The 20,447-nt window shown below is 58.1% G+C and carries 19 protein-coding genes; 7 read left to right on the top strand and 12 right to left on the bottom strand.

Features of this window, described 5'->3' with window-relative positions:
- Nucleotides 1–87 precede the first annotated feature (87 nt).
- Nucleotides 88–1,560 (bottom strand): tRNA uracil 4-sulfurtransferase ThiI, encoded by a 1,473-nt coding sequence (thiI, locus tag LCM31_RS04630; RefSeq protein ID WP_224867936.1) that lies wholly within the window; start codon nucleotides 1,558–1,560, stop codon nucleotides 88–90.
- Nucleotides 1,561–1,951: 391 nt separating this feature from the next.
- Here thiI and glnA point away from each other — a divergent pair, with 391 nt between their 5' ends.
- The 6 genes from glnA (at nucleotide 1,952) to LCM31_RS04600 (ending at nucleotide 8,483) form a co-directional block, all read left to right on the top strand.
- Nucleotides 1,952–3,358 carry a glutamate--ammonia ligase gene (gene glnA, locus LCM31_RS04625; RefSeq protein ID WP_224867934.1) on the top strand — a complete coding sequence of 469 codons (1,407 nt, stop codon included), beginning with the start codon at nucleotides 1,952–1,954 and terminating at the stop codon, nucleotides 3,356–3,358.
- 214 nt (nucleotides 3,359–3,572) lie between these two features.
- Nucleotides 3,573–4,253, top strand: a complete 681-nt coding sequence (locus tag LCM31_RS04620) for a DUF4124 domain-containing protein (protein ID WP_224867932.1) — start codon at nucleotides 3,573–3,575, stop codon at nucleotides 4,251–4,253.
- A 328-nt stretch (nucleotides 4,254–4,581) separates the two neighbouring features.
- Complete coding sequence (gene glnL, locus LCM31_RS04615; protein ID WP_224867931.1) at nucleotides 4,582–5,655, top strand: nitrogen regulation protein NR(II); 1,074 nt, start codon at nucleotides 4,582–4,584, stop codon at nucleotides 5,653–5,655.
- Between the two features lie 67 nt (nucleotides 5,656–5,722).
- A complete protein-coding gene (ntrC, locus tag LCM31_RS04610; RefSeq protein WP_224867929.1) occupies nucleotides 5,723–7,135 on the top strand; it encodes a nitrogen regulation protein NR(I) in 1,413 nt (470 codons plus the stop codon).
- A gap of 133 nt (nucleotides 7,136–7,268) precedes the next feature.
- Nucleotides 7,269–7,604 carry a zinc ribbon domain-containing protein YjdM gene (locus tag LCM31_RS04605; protein WP_224867927.1) on the top strand — a complete coding sequence of 112 codons (336 nt, stop codon included), beginning with the start codon at nucleotides 7,269–7,271 and terminating at the stop codon, nucleotides 7,602–7,604.
- A gap of 84 nt (nucleotides 7,605–7,688) precedes the next feature.
- Nucleotides 7,689–8,483 carry a bestrophin-like domain gene (locus LCM31_RS04600; protein WP_224867925.1) on the top strand — a complete coding sequence of 265 codons (795 nt, stop codon included), beginning with the start codon at nucleotides 7,689–7,691 and terminating at the stop codon, nucleotides 8,481–8,483.
- A 3-nt stretch (nucleotides 8,484–8,486) separates the two neighbouring features.
- On the opposite strand, the gene LCM31_RS04595 is transcribed toward LCM31_RS04600, so the two are convergent.
- From LCM31_RS04595 to LCM31_RS04545, 11 genes are all read right to left on the bottom strand, one after another.
- A complete protein-coding gene (locus LCM31_RS04595; protein ID WP_224867923.1) occupies nucleotides 8,487–9,029 on the bottom strand; it encodes a DUF3833 domain-containing protein in 543 nt (180 codons plus the stop codon).
- A gap of 77 nt (nucleotides 9,030–9,106) precedes the next feature.
- Nucleotides 9,107–10,228, bottom strand: a complete 1,122-nt coding sequence (locus tag LCM31_RS04590; RefSeq protein WP_224867921.1) for an AI-2E family transporter — start codon at nucleotides 10,226–10,228, stop codon at nucleotides 9,107–9,109.
- A gap of 75 nt (nucleotides 10,229–10,303) precedes the next feature.
- Complete coding sequence (locus tag LCM31_RS04585; protein WP_224867920.1) at nucleotides 10,304–11,032, bottom strand: D-Ala-D-Ala carboxypeptidase family metallohydrolase; 729 nt, start codon at nucleotides 11,030–11,032, stop codon at nucleotides 10,304–10,306.
- A gap of 36 nt (nucleotides 11,033–11,068) precedes the next feature.
- Nucleotides 11,069–11,749 (bottom strand): D-Ala-D-Ala carboxypeptidase family metallohydrolase, encoded by a 681-nt coding sequence (locus tag LCM31_RS04580; protein WP_224867919.1) that lies wholly within the window; start codon nucleotides 11,747–11,749, stop codon nucleotides 11,069–11,071.
- A gap of 197 nt (nucleotides 11,750–11,946) precedes the next feature.
- Nucleotides 11,947–13,494 carry a phosphoenolpyruvate carboxykinase gene (locus LCM31_RS04575; RefSeq protein ID WP_224867918.1) on the bottom strand — a complete coding sequence of 516 codons (1,548 nt, stop codon included), beginning with the start codon at nucleotides 13,492–13,494 and terminating at the stop codon, nucleotides 11,947–11,949.
- A 390-nt stretch (nucleotides 13,495–13,884) separates the two neighbouring features.
- Complete coding sequence (hslO, locus tag LCM31_RS04570; RefSeq protein ID WP_224867917.1) at nucleotides 13,885–14,763, bottom strand: Hsp33 family molecular chaperone HslO; 879 nt, start codon at nucleotides 14,761–14,763, stop codon at nucleotides 13,885–13,887.
- Between the two features lie 239 nt (nucleotides 14,764–15,002).
- Nucleotides 15,003–15,467, bottom strand: a complete 465-nt coding sequence (locus LCM31_RS04565) for a DUF4124 domain-containing protein (RefSeq protein ID WP_224867916.1) — start codon at nucleotides 15,465–15,467, stop codon at nucleotides 15,003–15,005.
- A gap of 67 nt (nucleotides 15,468–15,534) precedes the next feature.
- Nucleotides 15,535–17,070, bottom strand: coding sequence for a S1C family serine protease (locus LCM31_RS04560; protein WP_224867914.1), 1,536 nt, complete (start codon nucleotides 17,068–17,070; stop codon nucleotides 15,535–15,537).
- 242 nt (nucleotides 17,071–17,312) lie between these two features.
- Nucleotides 17,313–17,693: an RNA-binding S4 domain-containing protein gene (locus tag LCM31_RS04555; RefSeq protein WP_224868668.1), complete on the bottom strand. Its 381-nt coding sequence runs from the start codon at nucleotides 17,691–17,693 to the stop codon at nucleotides 17,313–17,315.
- A 196-nt stretch (nucleotides 17,694–17,889) separates the two neighbouring features.
- Nucleotides 17,890–18,546: a GMP/IMP nucleotidase gene (gene yrfG, locus LCM31_RS04550; RefSeq protein ID WP_224867913.1), complete on the bottom strand. Its 657-nt coding sequence runs from the start codon at nucleotides 18,544–18,546 to the stop codon at nucleotides 17,890–17,892.
- Between the two features lie 62 nt (nucleotides 18,547–18,608).
- Nucleotides 18,609–19,295 (bottom strand): lysoplasmalogenase, encoded by a 687-nt coding sequence (locus tag LCM31_RS04545; RefSeq protein ID WP_224867910.1) that lies wholly within the window; start codon nucleotides 19,293–19,295, stop codon nucleotides 18,609–18,611.
- A gap of 158 nt (nucleotides 19,296–19,453) precedes the next feature.
- Between LCM31_RS04545 and cysK the strand changes: the two genes are divergently transcribed.
- Entirely contained in the window at nucleotides 19,454–20,371 is a 918-nt protein-coding gene (gene cysK, locus LCM31_RS04540; RefSeq protein WP_222231248.1) for a cysteine synthase A, read from the top strand.
- Nucleotides 20,372–20,447 lie beyond the last annotated feature (76 nt).

Raw genomic sequence — 20,447 nt, 5'->3', positions numbered from 1 at the left:
TGCTGTCGTTGCGGGCGCACGCCAGCAGGCCCGCGACTGGTCATGGCGCGGGCCTTGTTACGCGGTCTCGCAGGGGAAGTACGGGCGTTATTTACCCTGGTGCGGGATTTCCGGGCGGAATACACCCACGTTGCGATAGCCTTCGTCCAGCAGGTGCGACGCGTGCAGCTGGCTCATCACCCCGCGCGCGCAGTACAGCAGGTACTGTTTGTCTTTATCCAGTTTCTGGAAGGCGGTGCTGAGGCGATAGAAGGGGATGGTTTCCACTTCCGCGTCGTCGATCTCCAGCGGGTTTACCTCTTCCTCGGTAGGATGGCGGATATCGATGATGATGGCATCGCCGGGCTCTTTGAAGATATCCACTGGCGGGACATCTTCACCCAGGTCTTCCATGACCTCGTCGATATTCTGCATCACCCGGTTGCCCACCGCGCGGTCGAGCACGGTGAAGTCGAAGCGCGCTTCTTCACTTTCGACCTTTTCCATTTTGGCGCGGGTGGTGGGTTTCACGGAAATCACGCCGCAGTACTCGGGCATGTTCGCGGCGAATTCTTCTGTGCCGATCTCGCGCGAAGTGCGGATGATGTCAGTTTTGTCGGAAGTGATCAGTGGGCGCAGCACCAGGGTGTCGGTGACGCTGTCGATGACCGCTAGGTTCTTCAACGTCTGGCTGGAAACCTGGGCGATGGCTTCGCCGGTGACCAGTGCGTCCACTTCCAGCTCCTTGGCGATGACCGAGCCCGCGCGCAGCATCATGCGCTTCAGGGTCACGCCCATATAGGAGTCGTCGACCTTCTCCAGGATTTCTGCTACCACTTCATCGAACGGCACGGTGACAAAGCGCACCCGGTGGGAGGAGCCGTATTTGTCCCACAGGTAAAACGCGACTTCCTTTACCCCCAGCTCGTGCTGGCGGCCGCCCAGGTTAAAGAACAGGAAATGGGTGCGGATACCGCGCTTGATGGTGAGATAACTGGATACGGTGGAATCGAAGCCGCCGGACACCAGTGAGATGACCGGGTCCTGGGTACCCAGTGGGAAACCGCCGAGGCCCTGGTGCAACTCCTCAATCACGTTCAGCTTGTCGTGACGGATTTCCAGCTTCACGGTGATGTCGGGTTTCTTCAGTTTCACCCCGGCCGCGTCGGTGTTCTGGTTGAGGCCGCCACCCACGTACTGCTCCACGTCCAGTGACTGGAAGTCGTGTTTACCGGTGCGCTTTACCCGCACGCAGAACGTCTTGCCGGCCAGCTGCGGGCCCCAGATGGCGAGGGTCTTCTGGTAGATATCGTCCAGGTCGCCCAGCGGGAACTGCTGCACGCGGGCAAAGTTGGCGATGCCCGGGGTGTGCGCCAGTACCTCTTCAATGCGCTCGGAAAGATGGGATACTGCGTCCGGGGCGGTCACGTCGATTTTTTCCCAGTCTTTGCGCACCTGAATTCGGTCATCCAGCTGCCGCATCAACTTGCGCAGGTTGTCTGCGAGCTGTCGCGACATGCGCTTGCGCACGGGATTGCTCTTGATGGTGATCTCTGGGAAAAACTTAACGACAAAGTGCATAGGGGATGTGCCGGAACCGCGGTTGAATTTGAGGCCGGAAAGAATTTGCTGGCTTCCCGGGAGAGGTGGCGAATTATAAACTCGCTATCGCGAATTTGCTTGCGGCACCAAATTGGTGCCAATTGCGCGATTGTTGCCCTAAAATGGTGCGAAGGAGGGTTTGGGGGCACCATTTTTGGGAATGCTGCGGGTCACCCGAGAAAGCTGGCGTGGTAATGCCGGTTCGGGTTGGGTGATTTATATCCGATTGTTCTCCCCAGCAACCAAATCCGACGCCCCGAACCCCCCTGCCGTCAATTTGCCCCAATTTGGCACACTCTTTGCTTTTACAGTTGCCACAAGATAAAGCGAATTGGCGCGAACATAACTTTTTCATTCCTGGAGGACTGTAATGTCAGCGAAAACGCTCGGGCTCATCAAAGAGAGCGAAGCTAAATGGGTAGACCTGCGCTTCACCGATACCAAAGGTAAGGAACAACACGTTTCCCTTCCCAGCAAGGAAGTTGACGGCGAGTTCTTCGAAGAAGGCAAGATGTTCGATGGCTCCTCCATCTCCGGCTGGAAAGGCATCAACGAATCCGACATGATCCTGATGCCGGACGACGAAACTGCATTCCTGGACCCGTTCACCGATGAAGCGACTGTAATCGTTCGCTGTAACATCGTTGACCCGATCACCGGTCAGGGCTACGAGCGCGACCCGCGTTCCATCGCGCTGCGCGCTGAGGAATACCTGAAGTCCACTGGTTTCGGTGACACCGCGCTGTTCGGTCCGGAGCCTGAGTTCTTCGTATTCGACGACATCACCTGGGGTGCCGAAATGGGTGGCGCCTTCTACAAAATCAACTCCGAAGAAGCGGCCTGGTCTTCCGGCGCTAACTTCACCGACGGCAACATGGGTCACCGTCCGGGCGTGAAAGGCGGTTACTTCCCGGTTCCTCCGGTCGACTCCCTGCACGACGTACGTGCCGCCATGTGTTCCGCAATGGAAGCCATGGGTCTGGAAATTGAAGTACACCACCACGAAGTGGGTACTGCTGGCCAGTGTGAAATCGGCGTTGGCGCGAACACTCTGACCAAGAAAGCGGACGAAGTTCAGATCCTGAAGTACGCGGTACACAACGTAGCGCACGCTTACGGCAAGACTGCGACCTTCATGCCGAAGCCGCTGGTAGGCGACAACGGTTCTGGTATGCACGTACACCAGTCCTTCAGCAAAGACGGCGTAAACCAGTTCGCTGGCGACGCTTACGCTGGACTGTCTGAAACTGCCCTGTTCTACGTTGGCGGTATCATCAAGCACGCTCGCGCGCTGAACGCCATCTGTAACGCGTCTACCAACTCCTACAAGCGTCTGGTTCCGGGCTTCGAAGCGCCAGTAATCCTGGCTTACTCCGCACGTAACCGTTCTGCGTCCATCCGTATCCCGTTCGTACCGAGCCCGAAAGGCAAGCGTATCGAAACTCGCTTCCCGGATCCGACCGCTAACCCGTACCTGGCCTTCGCTGCTCTGCTGATGGCTGGCCTCGACGGCGTTAAGAACAAGATCCACCCTGGCGATGCTGCGGACAAGGATCTGTACGATCTGCCGGCGGAAGAGCTGGCCGAGTACCCGACCGTTGCTTCCAGCCTGGAACAGGCTCTGGACGCACTGGATCAGGACCGCGCGTTCCTGACCGAAGGTGGCGTATTCACCGACGACGCGATCGATGCCTACATCGACCTGAAGCGTGAAGAAGTTCAGCGTGTGAACATGACCACTCACCCGGTTGAGTTCGACCTGTACTATTCCGTATAAGCAGGTATCATCAGCGCGCCGCCGCCGATTTTCCTCCGGGAAATTGGTGAGAACGGCGCAAAGATGACGAGAAAGCCCACACCTTGCGGTGTGGGCTTTTTTTATGCGCATTTTATGGCTCTTTTGTGCACAGGCGCTTTACGTCGCGCCCGGGTTCGCGAGTACACTAGCCTTATTAATTAGGTAGGTTGAAAACAAGATTGCGGGAGCACCCATGATCAAACTGACCCCGTTGCTTGCTGTGCCACTGGCCGCGCTGCTGATTGCCACCGCGAGCGCCCAGGACAAGTCCGACACCACCAAGGGTGGCTCAGGTACTGGTAATGGCTCGGTGTACAAAATCGTCGGCCCCGATGGCCGCGTGACCTTCAGCGACACCGCGCCGGCGGGCGAGAAGGTGGAAAAGATTGAGATTGGGCCAATCAATGTGCAGCCGATCGCGCCGAAGAGCGCGCTGCCCACGCGCAAGCTATCTCCGCGCTCCGGCGATGAGCGCCAGCGCGAAGACCTCGGGCCTATCAGCTTTGCCATTGTCAGTCCGGCGGATGATGCGACCATCCCTCCCGGTCAGCGCTTTATCGTGCTACAGGTGGCCCTGAATCCGGTACCGCGGGATGGTTACCGCTTTTTCGCGGTCATCGACGGCCAGCGCTGGAGTGGCGGTTCATCCACCAACAGCCTGGACATCTCCGCGCTGGAGCGCGGTACTCATACCATCCAGGCGGTGCTGTACAGCGCCACCGGCCAGCCGTTGGCGCAGTCGCAAACCATTCAGGTCCATGTGAAGCGACCCGGCGGACAGATACCGGACTTCCCCGCCCAGCAGGCACCGCAGATGCCCCAGGCACCCCAGGTGCCGGGTATTGCGAAACCGCCCAGTCCCAAGCCCCGCTAATATCCGCGAATACCCGGTCTACTTCGGCTTATGCGCCCATCGAGCGGGCGCATAAGTCTGATACACCCGCTCCCTCGCTGCCCGACGGCCCCCCCCGGACACGCGGCACCCCAGCGCCGTGCCCCGCAATGAACACCAGAATTGGCTATTTTTCACCCAATGCACAATAATGGTGCGCGCGCCGGTAGCGGACGCCGCCAGTGCCCCCTAATTCATTCTGTTTCATCTGTTTTTTGCGCCATTTTGGTTTGCTTCTTGCACTCTCAATAGGCGAATCGGACAAGTGAACAAGATCGCGACACTTAACGCCTCAACCTCGGAAGCTGGAATGCTCAACGATCGTCAGTTACGCCTGCTGCTGGACAACCTCACCTCGGCCGTATTGGTGCTCGATGACAAGCTGGCGCTCTGCTATCTGAATTCCGCTGCGGAAAACCTGGTGGCAGCCTCCAATGCACGGGCCAGTGGCCAGCCGCTGGAAGAGGTGGTGCGGGAAAACCCCGCCGCGTTGGCCGCTTTGCAGGCGTGCCTGGTCAGTGGTGAAAAGTACACGGTGCGCCGAGCCCTGTGGCGGTTGCATAACTTGGAAGAGTGCACCGTCGACTACTCGGTAACCCCGCTGCCGGACCTGGGGCTGTTGTTACTGGAGGTGCAGTCGATGGATCGCTTGCTGCGCATCGCCCGCGAAGACGCGCTGCTTTCCGCGCAGGAGACCACCCGCAACTTGGTGCGCGGCATGGCGCACGAGGTAAAGAATCCACTGGGTGGTATCCGCGGGGCGGCACAGTTACTGCAAACAGAATTGAAAGAGCTGGATGACGAAGGCCTGGGTGAGTACACCCAGATCATCATCGAAGAGGCGGACCGCCTGCGCAATCTGGTGGACCGGATGCTGGGCCCGCGCAAGCCGGTCGAACTGCAGCCGGTAAATGTACACACCATTACCGAGCGGGTAGCGCAGTTGATCGAGGCGGAGTGCAGCGGTGCATTGATTATCGAGCGCGACTACGACCCATCGATTCCGGACATTCCCGCCGACAGCGAGCAGCTGATCCAGGCGGTACTGAATATTGCCCGCAATGCCATGCAGGCGATTGCCGAGAGTATTGGCCTCAGCAAGGGCAGCTTGATGATCCGCACCCGGGTGCAGCGTCAGTTCACCATCGGTCGTCGCCACTGCTCGCTGGTGTGCCGCATCGATGTTGTGGATAACGGGCCGGGCATACCGGAGGACATCCGCGAACGCATTTTTTACCCGATGATTTCGGGACGCGCGGAGGGCACCGGACTGGGGCTGTCCCTCTCGCAGCACATTATTAACCAGCACCGCGGGCTCATTAAGTGCGAGAGCGAGCCCGGGCAAACCGAATTCCAGATTTATCTGCCGCTGGCATCGGAGTAGTCGCGACAGAACCCAATACGCACAGACGCATAGATTTTTGAATTAGAACGCAGGCCGGAAAATTATTATGAACAACCGTGTTTGGATCATTGATGACGACCGCTCCATCCGCTGGGTGCTCGAGCGCGCACTATCCCGCGCCGGCATTGACACGACCTGTTACGAGAATGGCGACCGGGCGCTGGATGACTTCTACAGTGAGTCGCCCGATGTTGTGATCAGCGATATCCGCATGCCGGGTTCCGACGGGTTTAAATTGCTGCAGCGCTTCCAGGCAGAGCGCCCCAACCTGCCCATCATCATCATGACCGCGCACTCGGATCTCGACAGCGCGGTTGCCGCTTATCAGGGCGGTGCGTTCGAATACCTGCCCAAGCCGTTTGATGTGGATGAGGCCGTGGCGGTAACCCGCCGCGCGCTGGCACTGGCTAACGAGCAGCAGCCGGAAGAGTCGGTGGTGATCGAAAATGGTACCGGCAATAAAGAGATTATTGGTGAAGCGCCGGCCATGCAGGAGGTGTTCCGCGCGATCGGCCGCCTGTCGCACTCGAACATCACGGTGTTAATCAATGGTGAGTCCGGTACCGGTAAAGAGCTGGTGGCGGCGGCACTGCACAACCACAGCCCACGCAAGAATCAGCCGTTTATTGCGCTGAATATGGCGGCGATTCCCAAGGACCTGATGGAATCCGAATTGTTCGGCCATGAAAAGGGCGCGTTCACTGGCGCCAGCGCACAGCGCGCCGGACGCTTCGAGCAGGCCAATGGCGGCACCCTGTTCCTGGATGAGATTGGCGATATGCCTGCGGAGACGCAGACCCGCCTGTTGCGGGTACTGGCCGATGGCGAGTTTTATCGCGTCGGTGGGCACACGCCGGTAAAAGTGGATGTGCGCATTATTGCCGCGACGCATCAGGATCTGGAGCGTCTGGTGGAACAGCACAAGTTCCGTGAGGATTTGTTCCACCGCCTCAATGTTATTCGTATTCATATCCCGCGACTCTCCGACCGCCGCGAAGATATTCCGCGCCTGGTACGCCACTTCTTCAATAGTGCCGCCAAGGACCTGGGTGTCGAGCCGAAAATCCTCACCGCGGAAACCGAAGAGTACCTGTCCGGGCTCGATTGGCCGGGTAACGTGCGTCAGCTGGAAAACACCTGCCGCTGGATCACGGTGATGGCTTCCGGGCGCGAAGTGCATATAGAGGATCTGCCGCCGGAACTGCACCAGCAGGGCGCCACCAGCGAAGCACCGCAGGACTGGCAAAAAGCGCTGCGCCTGTGGGCGGATCAGGCCCTGGCCACCGGCCAGCGCGAGATCCTCAGTGAGGCGGTGCCGGCGTTTGAGCGCGCACTGATCGAGATCGCCCTCAAGCATACCGCCGGCCGCAAACGCGATGCGGCAGAACTGCTGGGCTGGGGGCGCAACACGCTGACGCGCAAGCTGAAAGAGTTGGGGATGAACGGCGGCGAAGACTAACGCCGCTCCCTTTCCGGCAAACGAAATAGATCCAGGTCGCGCCCCGTATTCCCAGCGGGGCCGCTGGTCGCTATGCTAGCGTCACTGCCAGCGAGCTATCCTCAATTCCTTTCCACAAGATGTATCCAAAGCTATGAGTGAATTACCCAATTGCGTGAAGTGCAACTCCGCATACACCTATGAAGACCGCGGCCGGTTTGTGTGCCCGGAGTGCGGACATGAATGGAGCGCCGCAGATGCGTCAGATGATGAAACCCTGAATATTCGCGACGCCAACGGCAACGCGCTCGAGGATGGCGACACGGTGACGGTGATCAAGGATCTGAAGGTAAAGGGCTCGTCGCTGGTGGTTAAGGTGGGTACCAAGGTAAAGAACATTCGCCTGGTGGAAGGTGATCATGATATCGATTGCAAAATTGATGGGATCGGCGCCATGAAACTCAAGTCCGAGTTTGTCAAAAAGGCCTGATACTCGCGTGCTGTGTGTGCAGGGCGCATCGGAATGATCCAGACTTGAGAGTGGCTTACCGATTTCTGCCTGACTCAAGCGTAAATGTTCAACTTTCTCACCACATTACCGCTCTCAATTATCTACCTGATATCCGTGCTACTGATTCTGGTGGCGCTATCCTGTGGCTACCTGGTGGGGCACCGGTTAGCGCGACAGCGCGCGGATCAACAGGACAGCTCTATCGGCAGCGCCGTCGCAGCCATGCTCGGGTTGCTCGCGTTTATGCTCGCGCTCACATTCAATATGACCTCGGAGCGTTTTAGCGAGCGCAAGGCGTTGTTACTGGATGAGGTCAATGCCATCGAGACGACGTTTTTGCGCGCCGATTTTTTACCGGCCGCCGAGCGTGCGCAGGTGCGGGATCTACTTACAGAATACGCCGAGGTGCGTAGCACCGACCCGACCCGCCGCAGTATGGCGGAAACCTTTGAGGCAATGGCGCGCAGCGAAGAGATTCACGGCGCACTGTGGCAGCTGCTGGGCAGCAGTCAGGACAACGATGCAGTGAACGCAATACATGTAAGGGCGTTTTATGAGTCGTTGAACGAGGTGATTGACCTGCATGCCAAGCGGGTTCAGGTCGGATTGATTTACCAGATCCCCGGGGCCATCTGGGCGGCGCTGTATACCATCAGCGCGCTGGCGGTATTTGGGTTGGGGGTGCAGCTGGGGATCAATGCGCGGGGCTCCGCGCCAGTCGCGATCTCCCTGGCGCTTGCGTTTGCGCTGGTGATTTTGCTGATCGCCGACTTGGATCGGGCGGGTGAGGGCCTGCTGGTGGTTAATCAGGAGCCGATGCGCGCATTGGCAGAGCGCATGACCAACCAACGGCAATAGTGATTATTTGACGATGGTGAGTTGAATTTCGCCCACATTAAATCCCCACTTGCTGAGCTTGGATTCGGCGATGAGGATATTTGGTGCCACCAGATACATCCGGTCGTCGACGTTGAGATCGAGGGTGCGTCCCTTGTAGGGCACTTGCAGTACGTAGCGCATAAATACCGCATTGCCCGCGGTGCGCATGGTGGATTCGCCTACCACATCCTCTGCCGTGGCGGTGTAGGCACGCACCGGCCCTACCGAGGCTTGCGCATTGGGCACCATCACCCAGTTGCGATACTGAATCTCGCCGTCATCGAACTCGAATTTTTCCCGCAACACACCCCGCCCATCTTCCCAGCTGCCATTCAGTTCGGCGACGAACTTGCGGGTGACTGCGCCGCTGCGGTCTTTCACCACTCCATAGGCTTTCATCGGCCCGGAGAAAAACTCTTCGGCCACGAAGGGTGGCGTCTTATCCGCATAAGATTCGATACTCGGCGCACTGCAGCCGCTGATGGTCAGTAAAACTGTGAGGGGCAGGGCGAGCGCTTTAATCATCGTTTACCTCAGTTGCCATAGGACCTTCAGAGAGTGCCTGAGACTTTACGCTGAGACGCACAATCTGGATTGGTACGTTACCCATCCTTGTCAGGAGATCCGCTATTCACCGCTGTCTCGGGCAGCTGCGCAGTTTGCGGTGGTGACAGCGTACCGGCGTCATCAAGAAACTCCCGCATAAAAATTTGCCAGAACGCCATAAACAGCGCCGCCAGCAGAGGACCAATGGCGAAACCGCTGATCCCAAACATGATCAGGCCGCCAACGGTCGAAAACAGCACCATATAGTCCGGCAGCTTGGTGTCGCGCCCCACCAGGATTGGACGCAGAATATTGTCCACCAGACTGATGACCAGCGCTCCATACAGCATCAGTACGGTGGCCTTGATGGCATCTCCGGTTGCGTACAGATAGAGCGCGGCCGGAAACCAGATAATTGCCGCGCCCACCGCAGGCAGCAGAGACAGTACTGTCATCACCACACCCCACAGTAGTGGCGCCGGCAACCCCAGAGCCCAAAAGATAATGCCGCCCAGGGTGCCCTGAGTGACCGCTACAACGAGGTTACCCTTGATAGTCGCGCGGGTAACTTCGGCAAATTTCGCCAGCAGAAGTTTTTCGCGCTCGTCACCAAGCGGCAGCGCGCGAATCAGCAGGTCCACAAGGGTGTCGCCATCCCTAATCAGAAAAAAGGTGAGGTACAGCATCAAGCCCAGGCTGACAAAGAAATTCAGCGTATTCTGACCCAATGCCAGCGCATTCTTCGCGATTAGGCTGCCCAAGGTCATAAGACCTTCCAGCAGGCGCTCTTTCAGCTGCTGAAAATCCAACCCTATCCGTTCCATTGCTGTGTTAATACCGGGGAAAGCGCTGCGCACCTCTTCAACCTTTGCGCCGAGATTTACCTCACCGGACTGTACTTTCTGGTAAAGGTTCGCGACCTCGCTGATGAAGGAGCTGGCCACCAGTAACACGGGAATCACCACAACCACGAAACATAAGATCAGCGTCAACAGCGCGCTCATATTTCGCCAGTTGGGAAAGCGTTTACACAGGTACTTGTAAAATGGATAAAAAATAAGGGCAATCGCACATGCCCAGAAAATAGCAATAAAAAAGGGCCGCACCATAAGCAAGAAGGCAATGGTGACCAGAACCAGGGCGATAATAAATGAGCGTCTTTCCAGTATTTCCTGCACTGGTATTTCCCTATTGTTATTGATCGTGATCAATCGTGAACGACGATAGCTTATGAAAACAGATCACCATCCGCATTACCAGCGTCGATAACCACAGGTATCTACGTGGAAACGAATACCGCTGTAGATGCCCAGGCCCATGTTCCATTTGCGTCCCACCTTTCTATGAATACGACGCAATTTTGGCACCAGCTGTTTGCGGGTGTAGTCATCCTCGGGAATCATATCCAGGCCGCAAAAATGTAAGTGTTTACTGGTGCGCGCGCCGCCGGCCTTGGCGTTGTAGCTAGGCGTGCGCCAACCCGACAGCACAACTACAGGGCCAATAGTCGGGATAATGTAATCCTTCATCACCCGCAATGTGTCCACCATGGTTTCCCAGGCGTCTTCAGGTGGTATGGCGAATGGGGGCTCGCCAATTTTCTGCCAGTCGGTGCCCTGGCGCATCAACTCGTAAGGCGGCACAACTTCATCGACCTCGTTGAGCTTCAAAAAACGCTCGAGTTTTTCGAAGCGCGCGCGATTGTCCCCCTCTTCCAGAAAACGCTCAAACGCGGCACCAGAGGCTGCGGTATAGCCCTTGATGCGGAAGATCATTGGTACATCCGGGTCTATGATGACTGGTTCCGGTTCGATATGCGCAACCGGGCTCACGATGCGCTCTGCCAGTTCTTGGGCCTTTTCTGCCGTCAGTACCACCAGCACCAGTGAGGCGACCAGCAGCCCCGTGACGATCCAGATAACGCGTCGGCGTTCAATGTGAATATCGATGTATTCGTGATCGGCGCTTTCTTTGATATCCATAGGCGCTACTACTCAACCTCTGAACCATTGAAACGACTACCAGCGGCGAAATCCGCAGGTATCTATATGAAAACGCACACCGCTATAAAGGCCGAGCCCCATATTGCTGTCGCGGCCGAGACGCGTGTGCAGATTGGTTAACTCCTCGACCAACTCCTTGCGGCCAATATTCGAGCGCGGCACCAGATCCACGCCACAAAAACTCTTGTGCTTGCTCTTACTGGAGCCGCCGGCCTTGTGGTTGTAATCGTCGGTGCGAAACGCCGAGACGATATCCACAGGGCCGATAACGGGCACGACTTCGTCGCGAATCAGCTTCAGGGTCGCCACCATATTTGGCCAGTACTCTTCAGGGGGCATGGCGAAAGGGGGCTCTTTGATATCCAGCCAGTCGGAGCCCTGGCGCAACAGGTTCGGTATCTTGGTGGTATCACCCACACCGGACTGATTCAGGAAGTCGGAGAGCTGGCTCAGGGTCCGGCGGTTATTGCCCTCGCGCAGAAAGGCCTTGAGGCTGTCGTCGTCCGCTACCCGGTAGCCTTTGAGCTCGTAGTATGGCTTTTCCACCGCCTTGTACTGGAGGTAGAGCCGCAGGACCAGCAGCAGTGACAGCAGTAGCGCGACGATGCCCACAATCACCCACCAGTTGGTTTGCTGGTTGGCTGGTAGGTGCGCGTAGCGACGCTTGGCTTTGGAAAATGGATTGCCCAATGGCATTTGTGCTAACCGTAAGTGGGAACCGATGGCGGTCATTGCGCATAGCGTGCCGGCGCAAAAACCGTCCCTCTACTCACTATAGCTGCCGTGGCGTAAATGTTGCCCACAAAAAAAGGCGACCGGAATGGTCGCCTTTTTTTGTGCGGGTGGCGTCGTTTGGCGCTACCTGCATTGGGGGGTGCTGTCGCGGGCGGCTTTTACGCCTTGGGCCCGGCCGCCTTGACGTCATCGCTTACAGAGAACTTCTCGATGTTCTCGGCAAACAGGCCGGCCAGCTTGCTGGCGGCGGCGTCGTAGGCCGCCTGATCTGCCCAGGCGTTGCGCGGGTTCAGGTAGGATTTGTCCACACCCGGTACTTCGGTGGGGATCTCCAGGTTCATGATGTCCAGGTGCTCGGTTTGCGCATTCTCAAGCGCGCCGCTCTGGATTGCCGCAACCACGGCGCGGGTGACCGGAATCGGGAAGCGCTTGCCGTTGTCGCCGGAGCCACCGGTCCAGCCGGTGTTGACCAGATACACCTTGGAATCGAAGTCTTCGATTCGCTTCATCAGCAGGTCGGCGTATTCACGCGGTGCGCGCGGCATGAACGGTGCGCCGAAGCAGGTGGAGAAGGTGGGGTGAATACCCGCTTCTGCGCCCAGTTCGGTGGAGCCCACACGTGCGGTGTAGCCGGACAGGAAGTGGTAAGCCGCTGCTTCCTTGGACAGTACGGATACCGGAGGCAGTACGCCGGTGACGTCGCAGGTCAGGAAGATCACGTTTTTCGGCTCGCCGGCGCGGTTTTCCAGCTGGCGCATTTCCACGTGCTCCAGCGGGTAGGAGCAGCGGCCGTTTTCGGTCAGGCTGGTATCGTCGTAGTCCGGTACGCCGGCGTCGTCGGTCACCACGTTCTCGACGATGGCGCCAAAGCGGATGGCGTCCCAGATGACCGGCTCGTTCTTCTGGCTCAGGTTAATGGTCTTGGCGTAGCAGCCGCCTTCCATATTGAACACGCCGCCCTTGGCCCAGCCGTGCTCGTCGTCGCCGATCAGGTAGCGCGCCGGGTCGGCGGACAGGGTGGTCTTACCGGTGCCAGACAGGCCGAAGAACAGGCACACGTCGCCGTCTTCGCCCACGTTGGCGGCACAGTGCATTGGCATCACGTCTTTTTCCGGCAGCAGGAAATTCTGCACGGAGAACATGGCCTTCTTCATCTCACCGGCGTAGCGCATACCCGCCAGCAGTACCTTGCGCTGGGCGAAGTTGATGATCACACAGCCTTCGGAATTGGTGCCGTCGCGGCTCGGGTCACACTCGAAGTTGGCCGCGTGCAGGATGCGCCACTCTTCTTTGCCCTTGGGATTGTACTTTTCCGCGCGGATAAACATGTTGCGGCCGAACAGGTTGTGCCACGCGGTCTGGGTGGTGACGTTCACCGGGATATAGTGATTTTCGTCCTGGCCGACGTGCAGCTCCTGAACAAAGCTGTCGTGGCTGGAGACGAAGTCTTCGACACGGCTCCACAGAGCATCGAACTTGTCGGCGGGGAAGGGGCGGTTCACGTTGCCCCATTCGATGCTGTCGGCAGTAGAGGCTTCTTCTACCACGAAGCGGTCTGCGGGAGAACGGCCGGTGCGGGCGCCGGTCACTGCGAGCAGTGCGCCGGTGTGCGTAAGGTGACCCTCACCACGCTGCAGTGCCTGTTCGACTAATTGCGCTGCGGAGAGGTTGGAGAACGCCTGCACCGTCTCGTTTTGCTGTGCCATTCGCTTATTACCCATTGAAGTTGTATCAGTGAAATAAATAGTAGGGGGTGCCACCTGAGTTCGCGACCAACAGTCGTGGTTACGTTGTGCGACCGGCCGGCTGGCGCGCGCATTATTGCAAACTTCAAAATTTCTTCACAGGAACATCCGTATAAATTTTGAGCGAAAAACGGTTTATTTGGGGAAATTTTCGCGAAAATTTATTCAACACAGTGATGTAGTTTTTTTACTTCATAGTTTTGGAGAATATTGGGTGTTCTGTAGTTTTCACTACAAACAGGAGCGAAATACCGCCGGTAGATTGTGGTGATATGGCGGACACAAAAAACGCGCCTCGGGGGCGCGTTTGCGGAATTTTCTGCGCCGGCCCAGGTGCCGGCATAAATTAGATCAATGCAGGGTGTGCGGCGGTGCGTTGAACAGCTCTTCCACCTTGTCGTGATTGAACGTGTAGGTGCGATTGCAGAACTGGCAGTCAGCGGTGATTTCGCCACCCTGCTCTTCCAGCAGGCGGTATACATCCTCCGGGCCCATGGCGATCAGGGCGCGTGCGCTGCGTTCGGCGGAACAGCTGCACTTGAAGCGGATGTTGGTGGTGCCCAGCGTGGCGGGCTCCATCTGGTGGAACAGGCGGAACAGCAGTTCATCGTGGGGCACGCTGTGCAGCTCTTCGGCGGTGACCGTGGAGGCCAGCTGTACCCCGGTCTCCCAGGCGTCTTCGTTTTCCGTGGCACTGGCGGCGTTATTGCCTGGCAACACCTGCAGCATGATACCGCCCACGGTGTCGGTGCTGGTCTCGATCCAGAAGCGGGTCTGCAACTGCTCGGACTGGGTAAAGTAATCCTGCAGGCACTCCGCCAGGGTTTCCTTTTCCAGCGGTACAATGCCCTGGTAACGCTCGCCCTGCTGTGGGTCGACGGTGATCACCAAGGTACCGCGATTGCCCACCAGATCACGCAGGTTGGCATCTTCGGCAATTTCCGCACCTTCGGCCACGCGCGCCAGGCCGCGCACATCGCTCTGGTGGCTGCATTCCGCCACCAGCAGCGGCACATCGCCTTCGCCACGGGCCTGCAGCATCAGCATGCCCTCAAACTTGAGCGTGGTGGCGAGCAGGCAGGAGGCGGCAAGGAATTCGCCCAGCAGTTTTTGGACCGGCAGCGGTAGTTGGTTGTGCTCCAGTACCTCCCGGTAAGCCTCGGTAAGCGTGACCACCTGGCCCCGTATATCGTGCTTGGAGAAGATAAAGCGTTCCAACTGATCCGACATGATGTTTGCCTCGCTAGGTTTTGGGGGAGGCGATTTTAGGCGCTGCGTGCGCGAAATGCGATAAATGCCACCTTATTGTCACTATAGCCCTATGGTGACGGCGAAGAGCAGTGTGCTCTGTGAGGGGCGGCGCTTGGCGAAAGGTGGATTAGGAAAGAGGCTTAGAAAAGTGGCTTGGAAACGTTGCTTAGAAAAGTGGTTTGGATTGCAGCGTGAGTAATTTTGCCCAGCGCTGCCCGCTAGCCACAGTTTCTGCGAATTTGTGTTTCGAGCTTGCGCGCCTGCGCGACCCGCTCACGCTCACTGATGGTCGATTCGTTGCCATCGGCATCCACGAAGTACACCGGGCCTTTCAGAATCTTCAGCTGCTTGCGGGCGTAGTCGCAGGCTCTCTGTTGCGCACGCTGTTGCTTGGCTTTTTCGGCCTGCTTGCGCGCCGCGTATTCCTGGTCGATCTGGTTTTTGCGCGTGGTGTTGGGGAAGTCCTGACGTCTTGTGGGCTCGGCACTGTTGACCGGTTTGAGCTGACCTTCCAGCGACTCCGCCTCTGCCTCCGCCGGCGGGCGATCGCCAAAGTGCACCTTGCCGTCCTTGTCGACCCAGCGGTAAAGCTCACCGGCGCTTGCGGGGCTGGCGGTAAAAGCGCAAGCGGCAAGCACACATGGTGCAAGCCAGCGGGCGCAAAAGCTGAAATGCGTGTTCACGGCTCCTCCCTGAGGTGATTGCCACACTCAACCCCACTCTTTAACTCAAGACCGGGATGAGAGGTGCTTATTCTACCTGCCCCAGTTCTGCCGCGTCAGCTGCCGGTTCATCCGCGCCTTCTGCCAGTGCGCCGAACAGGCCGAGAGAGTGGCGTTCGGGAATCTGATAGGTCTGTAGAATCAGCGGCTGCTGTTCGCGGGCTGCGGCGGAATCCAGCACCATGCGGTAACCGGCGTTGTCTTTCAGCTCCACAAAGCCGTCTTTGCGGTTCTCCATCAGTTGCGCGAACTGCTGGAAGTCGTGAATTTTTTCACCGTTTACCGAGCCGATGATCCAGTTTTTCCAGTCGTGGTAACCCAGGTTTACCGGTGCCGGCAGCACCTTGAGCGCTACCACCAGTTCCTGCTGGTCCGGGCTGGACCACTGGTTGCGTGCATGCAGGTATTCGATGGGCGCCTTGGAATGCCAGTTGTTACCCCAGCGCTTGATCAGGTTCATATTCAGCGGCACAAACACCACGCCACCGTAGATGTAGTAGCGCGGGCGCTGGTCAAACTTCTCACCCTGCACCAGCGAGCGCGATGGCGGGGTGGCGGCGAGCGTGATTTCCTCGTCGAGGATTTCGCCGTCACGGGCAAAGCGCACCGGCAGCTCATCGCCCACGTGATACTGATCCACCGCGTAGTGGTAATTTGTGCGCTGGTGTTCGCGCCACTCAATGGTGCGGTCGGCGGCCACGTCAAAGCCGTCCACCTGCAGCAGCACATCGCCCGGCTGCAATACCTGTGCCGCAGGCGCATCTTCAAATACACGCACAACCAGTGCGCCTTCCTGGTCTGGGGCCAGCCCAGCAGCGGCTTTCATCGACGGGCTCTCGAGGCTCTGGGTCACCGCGCCCAATTCCGGGAAGCCCTGGTGCACACCGTCTTCGGCATCCTCCAGCACGTGACTGATCACACTGGGTGGCACGAAGTAGCCGAGGTTCTCGGCACCGGCGCTGTGATTGGTCTGCATCGCTACACCGACAATACGACCGCCGGAAATTACCGGGCCACCGCTGTTGCCGGGGTTGATGGCGGCATCGATCTGGCCGGCCATCAGGTAGCTTTCGGCGTGGGCGTAATACTGGTGCTCGACCCGAGACAGTACGCCGCGGGTGATGGACAGGGATTTGCCGCCGATGGGGTAGCCGTAAACCGTCACTTCTTCCTGCAGGTCCGGAAGCTTGCCAAGTGCCAGTGGACGGGTGTCGTCGAAGAAACTTACATCGTCCACCGTGAGCAGGGCGAGGTCGGCGTCGTGGGATACGAACTTGACCCGCGCGCGGAATTTTTGCGCGTCACCGTGGCGTTGCACCTGAATAAAACTGCCATTGGCGATGACGTGGGCATTGGTAAGGATTTGCTCACCGTCGATCACAGCGCCGGAACCAGACAGTTGCTGGGCGTTGAGCAGTGCCCAGGGATTGAAGTAGTCGGGGGCGGCGGCGGTGGTGTAGATCTTGATAATCGAGCGCTTGAGCTGCTCGCGTTCGCGGTTGTCCGCGTGGGCGATCTGGGAGAAGCAGAGAATCAGCAGGCAAAGAGTCAGCAGGTGTTTCATTGCGGCGTCGCGTATTGATTATTCATTAGTTTGGGGCAGTTTAGCACTTTGGCGGGTTTGTGCTCTGGCTGTGTTCGGTACGCTCTGATGGGCTCGCTGGACCTGTGTGGCGGCCAAGTCGCGGGTGGAGCTTTTCAGGACCGCTGTGAACCCATCCCTGGGCGCTGCGGCGCAAACTTCCTGTTTGCGACGCTCCTGAAAAGCTCCACCCGCGACTTGCCCTTCGCATTTCACATCTGTACTCAGTCCTGTGATTCTTGCAGGAACCTATGAATCTGCCGGCGTTGTTTTTTATTTGGCCGTTCATGCGAAATGGTCGCGTTATTCACTTTGCGGTCGGCGGCAAATTGCTCGCGCTTGGCAATACTTTCTTCCGTCTCGCGATACAGCGTTTGCGCGATGTCTGCGCCGCGACGTTGGTCCGAAAGTGCAATGACTTCCACCACGCGTTCATCCCAGCCCTGGCGAATGGTGAGCAAGGTGCCGGTGGTGATTTCCTTGCTGGCTTTTACCCGCTGGCCACCCGCATGTATCTTGCCGCCTTCAATAGCCTGCTTGGCGATACTTCGGGTCTTAAAAAAACGAGCGGCCCAGAGCCACTTATCAATACGAACTTTATCCATCAGCAATCAAATAAAAGAATCTACGAAGTAAAAAGGTCAGATGAGAAGGTCGTGCGCTGGGTGGCGTTTTTCAGGAGCGTCGCAAACAGGAAGTTTGCGCCGCAACGCCCAGGGATGGGTTTACAGTGGTCCTGAAAAACGCCACCCAGTGCGCGACCGCCACAGGGGGCGAGTCGAGAGCACTAACAAAGAAAAGCTAAGGCGCCCGAAGAATCTCATCAAAATCATGAATCGCGGGAAATTCGGAAATCTCCCGCGCAGGGCTCTTGCTGTCCGGCTGGCGAATACACAGCAAGTGCTCGATACCGTAATCCCGCGCCGCGCCCAACACATGCAGGTTGTCATCCACAAACAGGGTGCGTTCCGGGTTGAATGGTTGGCGCTCCTGCAGTGAATGCCAGAACAGCGTGCTTTCTTTCGCATGCCCCAGATCGTGGGACGAGACAATCTCATCCAGCCACTGAGCAATACCGGTAATGGCCAGCTTGTGACTCAAACCGTCCGGGTGTGCGTTGGTGACCAGTAAGGCGCGTTTGTTCATGGTGCGCAGGCTGCGCAGGAAATTGTCGGTGTGCGGGCGCAGGGTAATGCGGTCCTCGATCTCCCGGTAAATCGCCAGCACGTCCAGCTTCAGCACGTCCGACCAGTATTGCAGGCAGTACCAGTCCAGGGTGCCGCGCAACTCATCGGTCATTTCGATCACCAGCTGCTGCGCCTCGGAAACCGAGATGCCATTGGCCTCGGCATAGCGCAGCGGCAGGTGCTCCATCCAGAAATGATTGTCGTAATGCAGATCCAGCAGGGTGCCATCCATATCCAGCAGCACCGTATCGATCCGGCTCCAGTCCAGCATAACCAACCTATACCGCGGGCTGGCGCCCGCAATTGCACAAAAAATGGCCGGCTATTATGCCCTCAAGCCTGCCGTGCCGCCAAATCCGTGCGAACAAGCCCCATCACCAGCAGCGCCTGGGCACCGTAGTAGGTCAGCATGATCCACATACCCGCCATTGGTACCGGCTCCACAAAGCGGTCCAGCGCAATCAGTGCATCCGACACCATAAAGGTCACCGCACCAGCGAACAGCAAGGATGAGCCGCTGCGGTGCGCTGCCGCGGACAGGGCCATAAACACAATCGCCACAATGTAAAACGCCACCGGCATCGCCAGCTCGCCGGCTCCGGGCAACACCTGACGGGCCAGCAGCAGTGCCGCCAGTACCAGGGCTACACCGCGCAGCATAAAGCGTCGGCTGCCTAGCTGCGCGGCACGCAGGAAGTTACCGGCATAGGTGAGCTGGGCCAGCAGGAAGGCGCCCAGGCCAAATACAAAGTGATTGGCGAATGGCACCGCCAGCAGCACGTCGCCGGTGGCGGAGAACGCCAGCGCAATCAGGGTTAGGGTGCGGGTGAGGCCGGCCAGAGAGGTAGCTGCGATCCAGAACAGTGTGGCGATGGGCACTATCTTCAGTGCCGCCATCCACAGGGCTTCGATGCCCGCAGCGCGGAGCGCGATATACGCGAGGGCTGACACCGCGAACACCGCCAGAGGGGCGGGCTTATACGCAGTCGTTGATGGGGAAGTCATCGCTATTTCTGACATTGGAAGCTCCAGCTTTTTATATTTGGTGATTTGGGGAGTATTCTTGCCCGAGTATTGGCGAAATAGCTGTGTCGTACAATCCGGCAGGCAGTGACATTTTCGACCACCAGTCCACTTTTACTAAGACCATCACCTTTTATTGATTCAGGGAGCGACAGATGAAGGCAAATAACATCCTCGAAACCATTGGTAACACCCCCCACGTACGCATCAATCATCTGTTCCGTGACGATATCGAGGTGTGGATGAAGGTAGAGCGGTTTAACCCGGGCAGCAGCATCAAGGACCGTATCGCTCTGGGCATGATTGAAGATGCGGAGAAGTCCGGTGCGCTCAAGCCCGGTGGGGTGATCGTCGAACCCACTTCCGGCAATACCGGTATCGGCCTGGCCATGGTAGCTGCGGTGAAAGGCTATCGCCTGATCCTGACCATGCCAGAGTCCATGTCGGTGGAGCGTCGCAAGATTATGAAGGCCTTGGGCGCTGAGTTGGTGCTCACTCCCAAGGAAAACGGGATGCCCGGTGCCATCGCCAAGGCGGAAGAGATTCTCGCCGAACACGACAACAGCTGGATGCCCCAGCAGTTTACCAATCCCGCCAATGTGAGCGCACATCGCAACACCACGGCCCAGGAGATCCTTGCGGACTTCCCGGAGGGGCTGGACTACATGATTACCGGAGTCGGTACCGGTGGACATATCACTGGCTGCGCCGAGGTGATGAAAGCGTCGATGCCGGAGTTGAAAGTCTTCGCGGTAGAGCCGGAGAAATCCCAGGTGATCGCGGGCAAAGAAAAGGGCATGCACCGCCTGCAGGGCATTGGTGCGGGCTTTGTTCCGGAGGTGCTGAACCGCGAGGCGCTGGATGGCACCGTGCCGGTGAGTGAAGAAGACAGTTTCGAGATGGCGCGCCAGTGCGCCTTGAAGGAAGGCATCTTTGTCGGTATCTCTTCCGGTGCGTCGCTCGCCGCGGTGAAGCAAAAAGAGGCCGAACTGGCCCCGGGTAGCCGGGTATTGATCTTCAGCTACGACACCGGTGAGCGCTACCTGTCCATCGAAGACCTGTTCACCGCCTGATCGCTACCTCGACCTGATCACTACCTAAAAATGGGCCTCTCTCGTCGCCGCGGCCGGATCAAGCCACAAATCCTGC

This window comes from Microbulbifer agarilyticus (assembly GCF_020171345.1).
Lineage (GTDB): Bacteria > Pseudomonadota > Gammaproteobacteria > Pseudomonadales > Cellvibrionaceae > Microbulbifer > Microbulbifer agarilyticus_D.
Note: the sequence above shows the minus strand (reverse complement) of the source record. Positions and strands in the feature narration are given on the sequence as shown.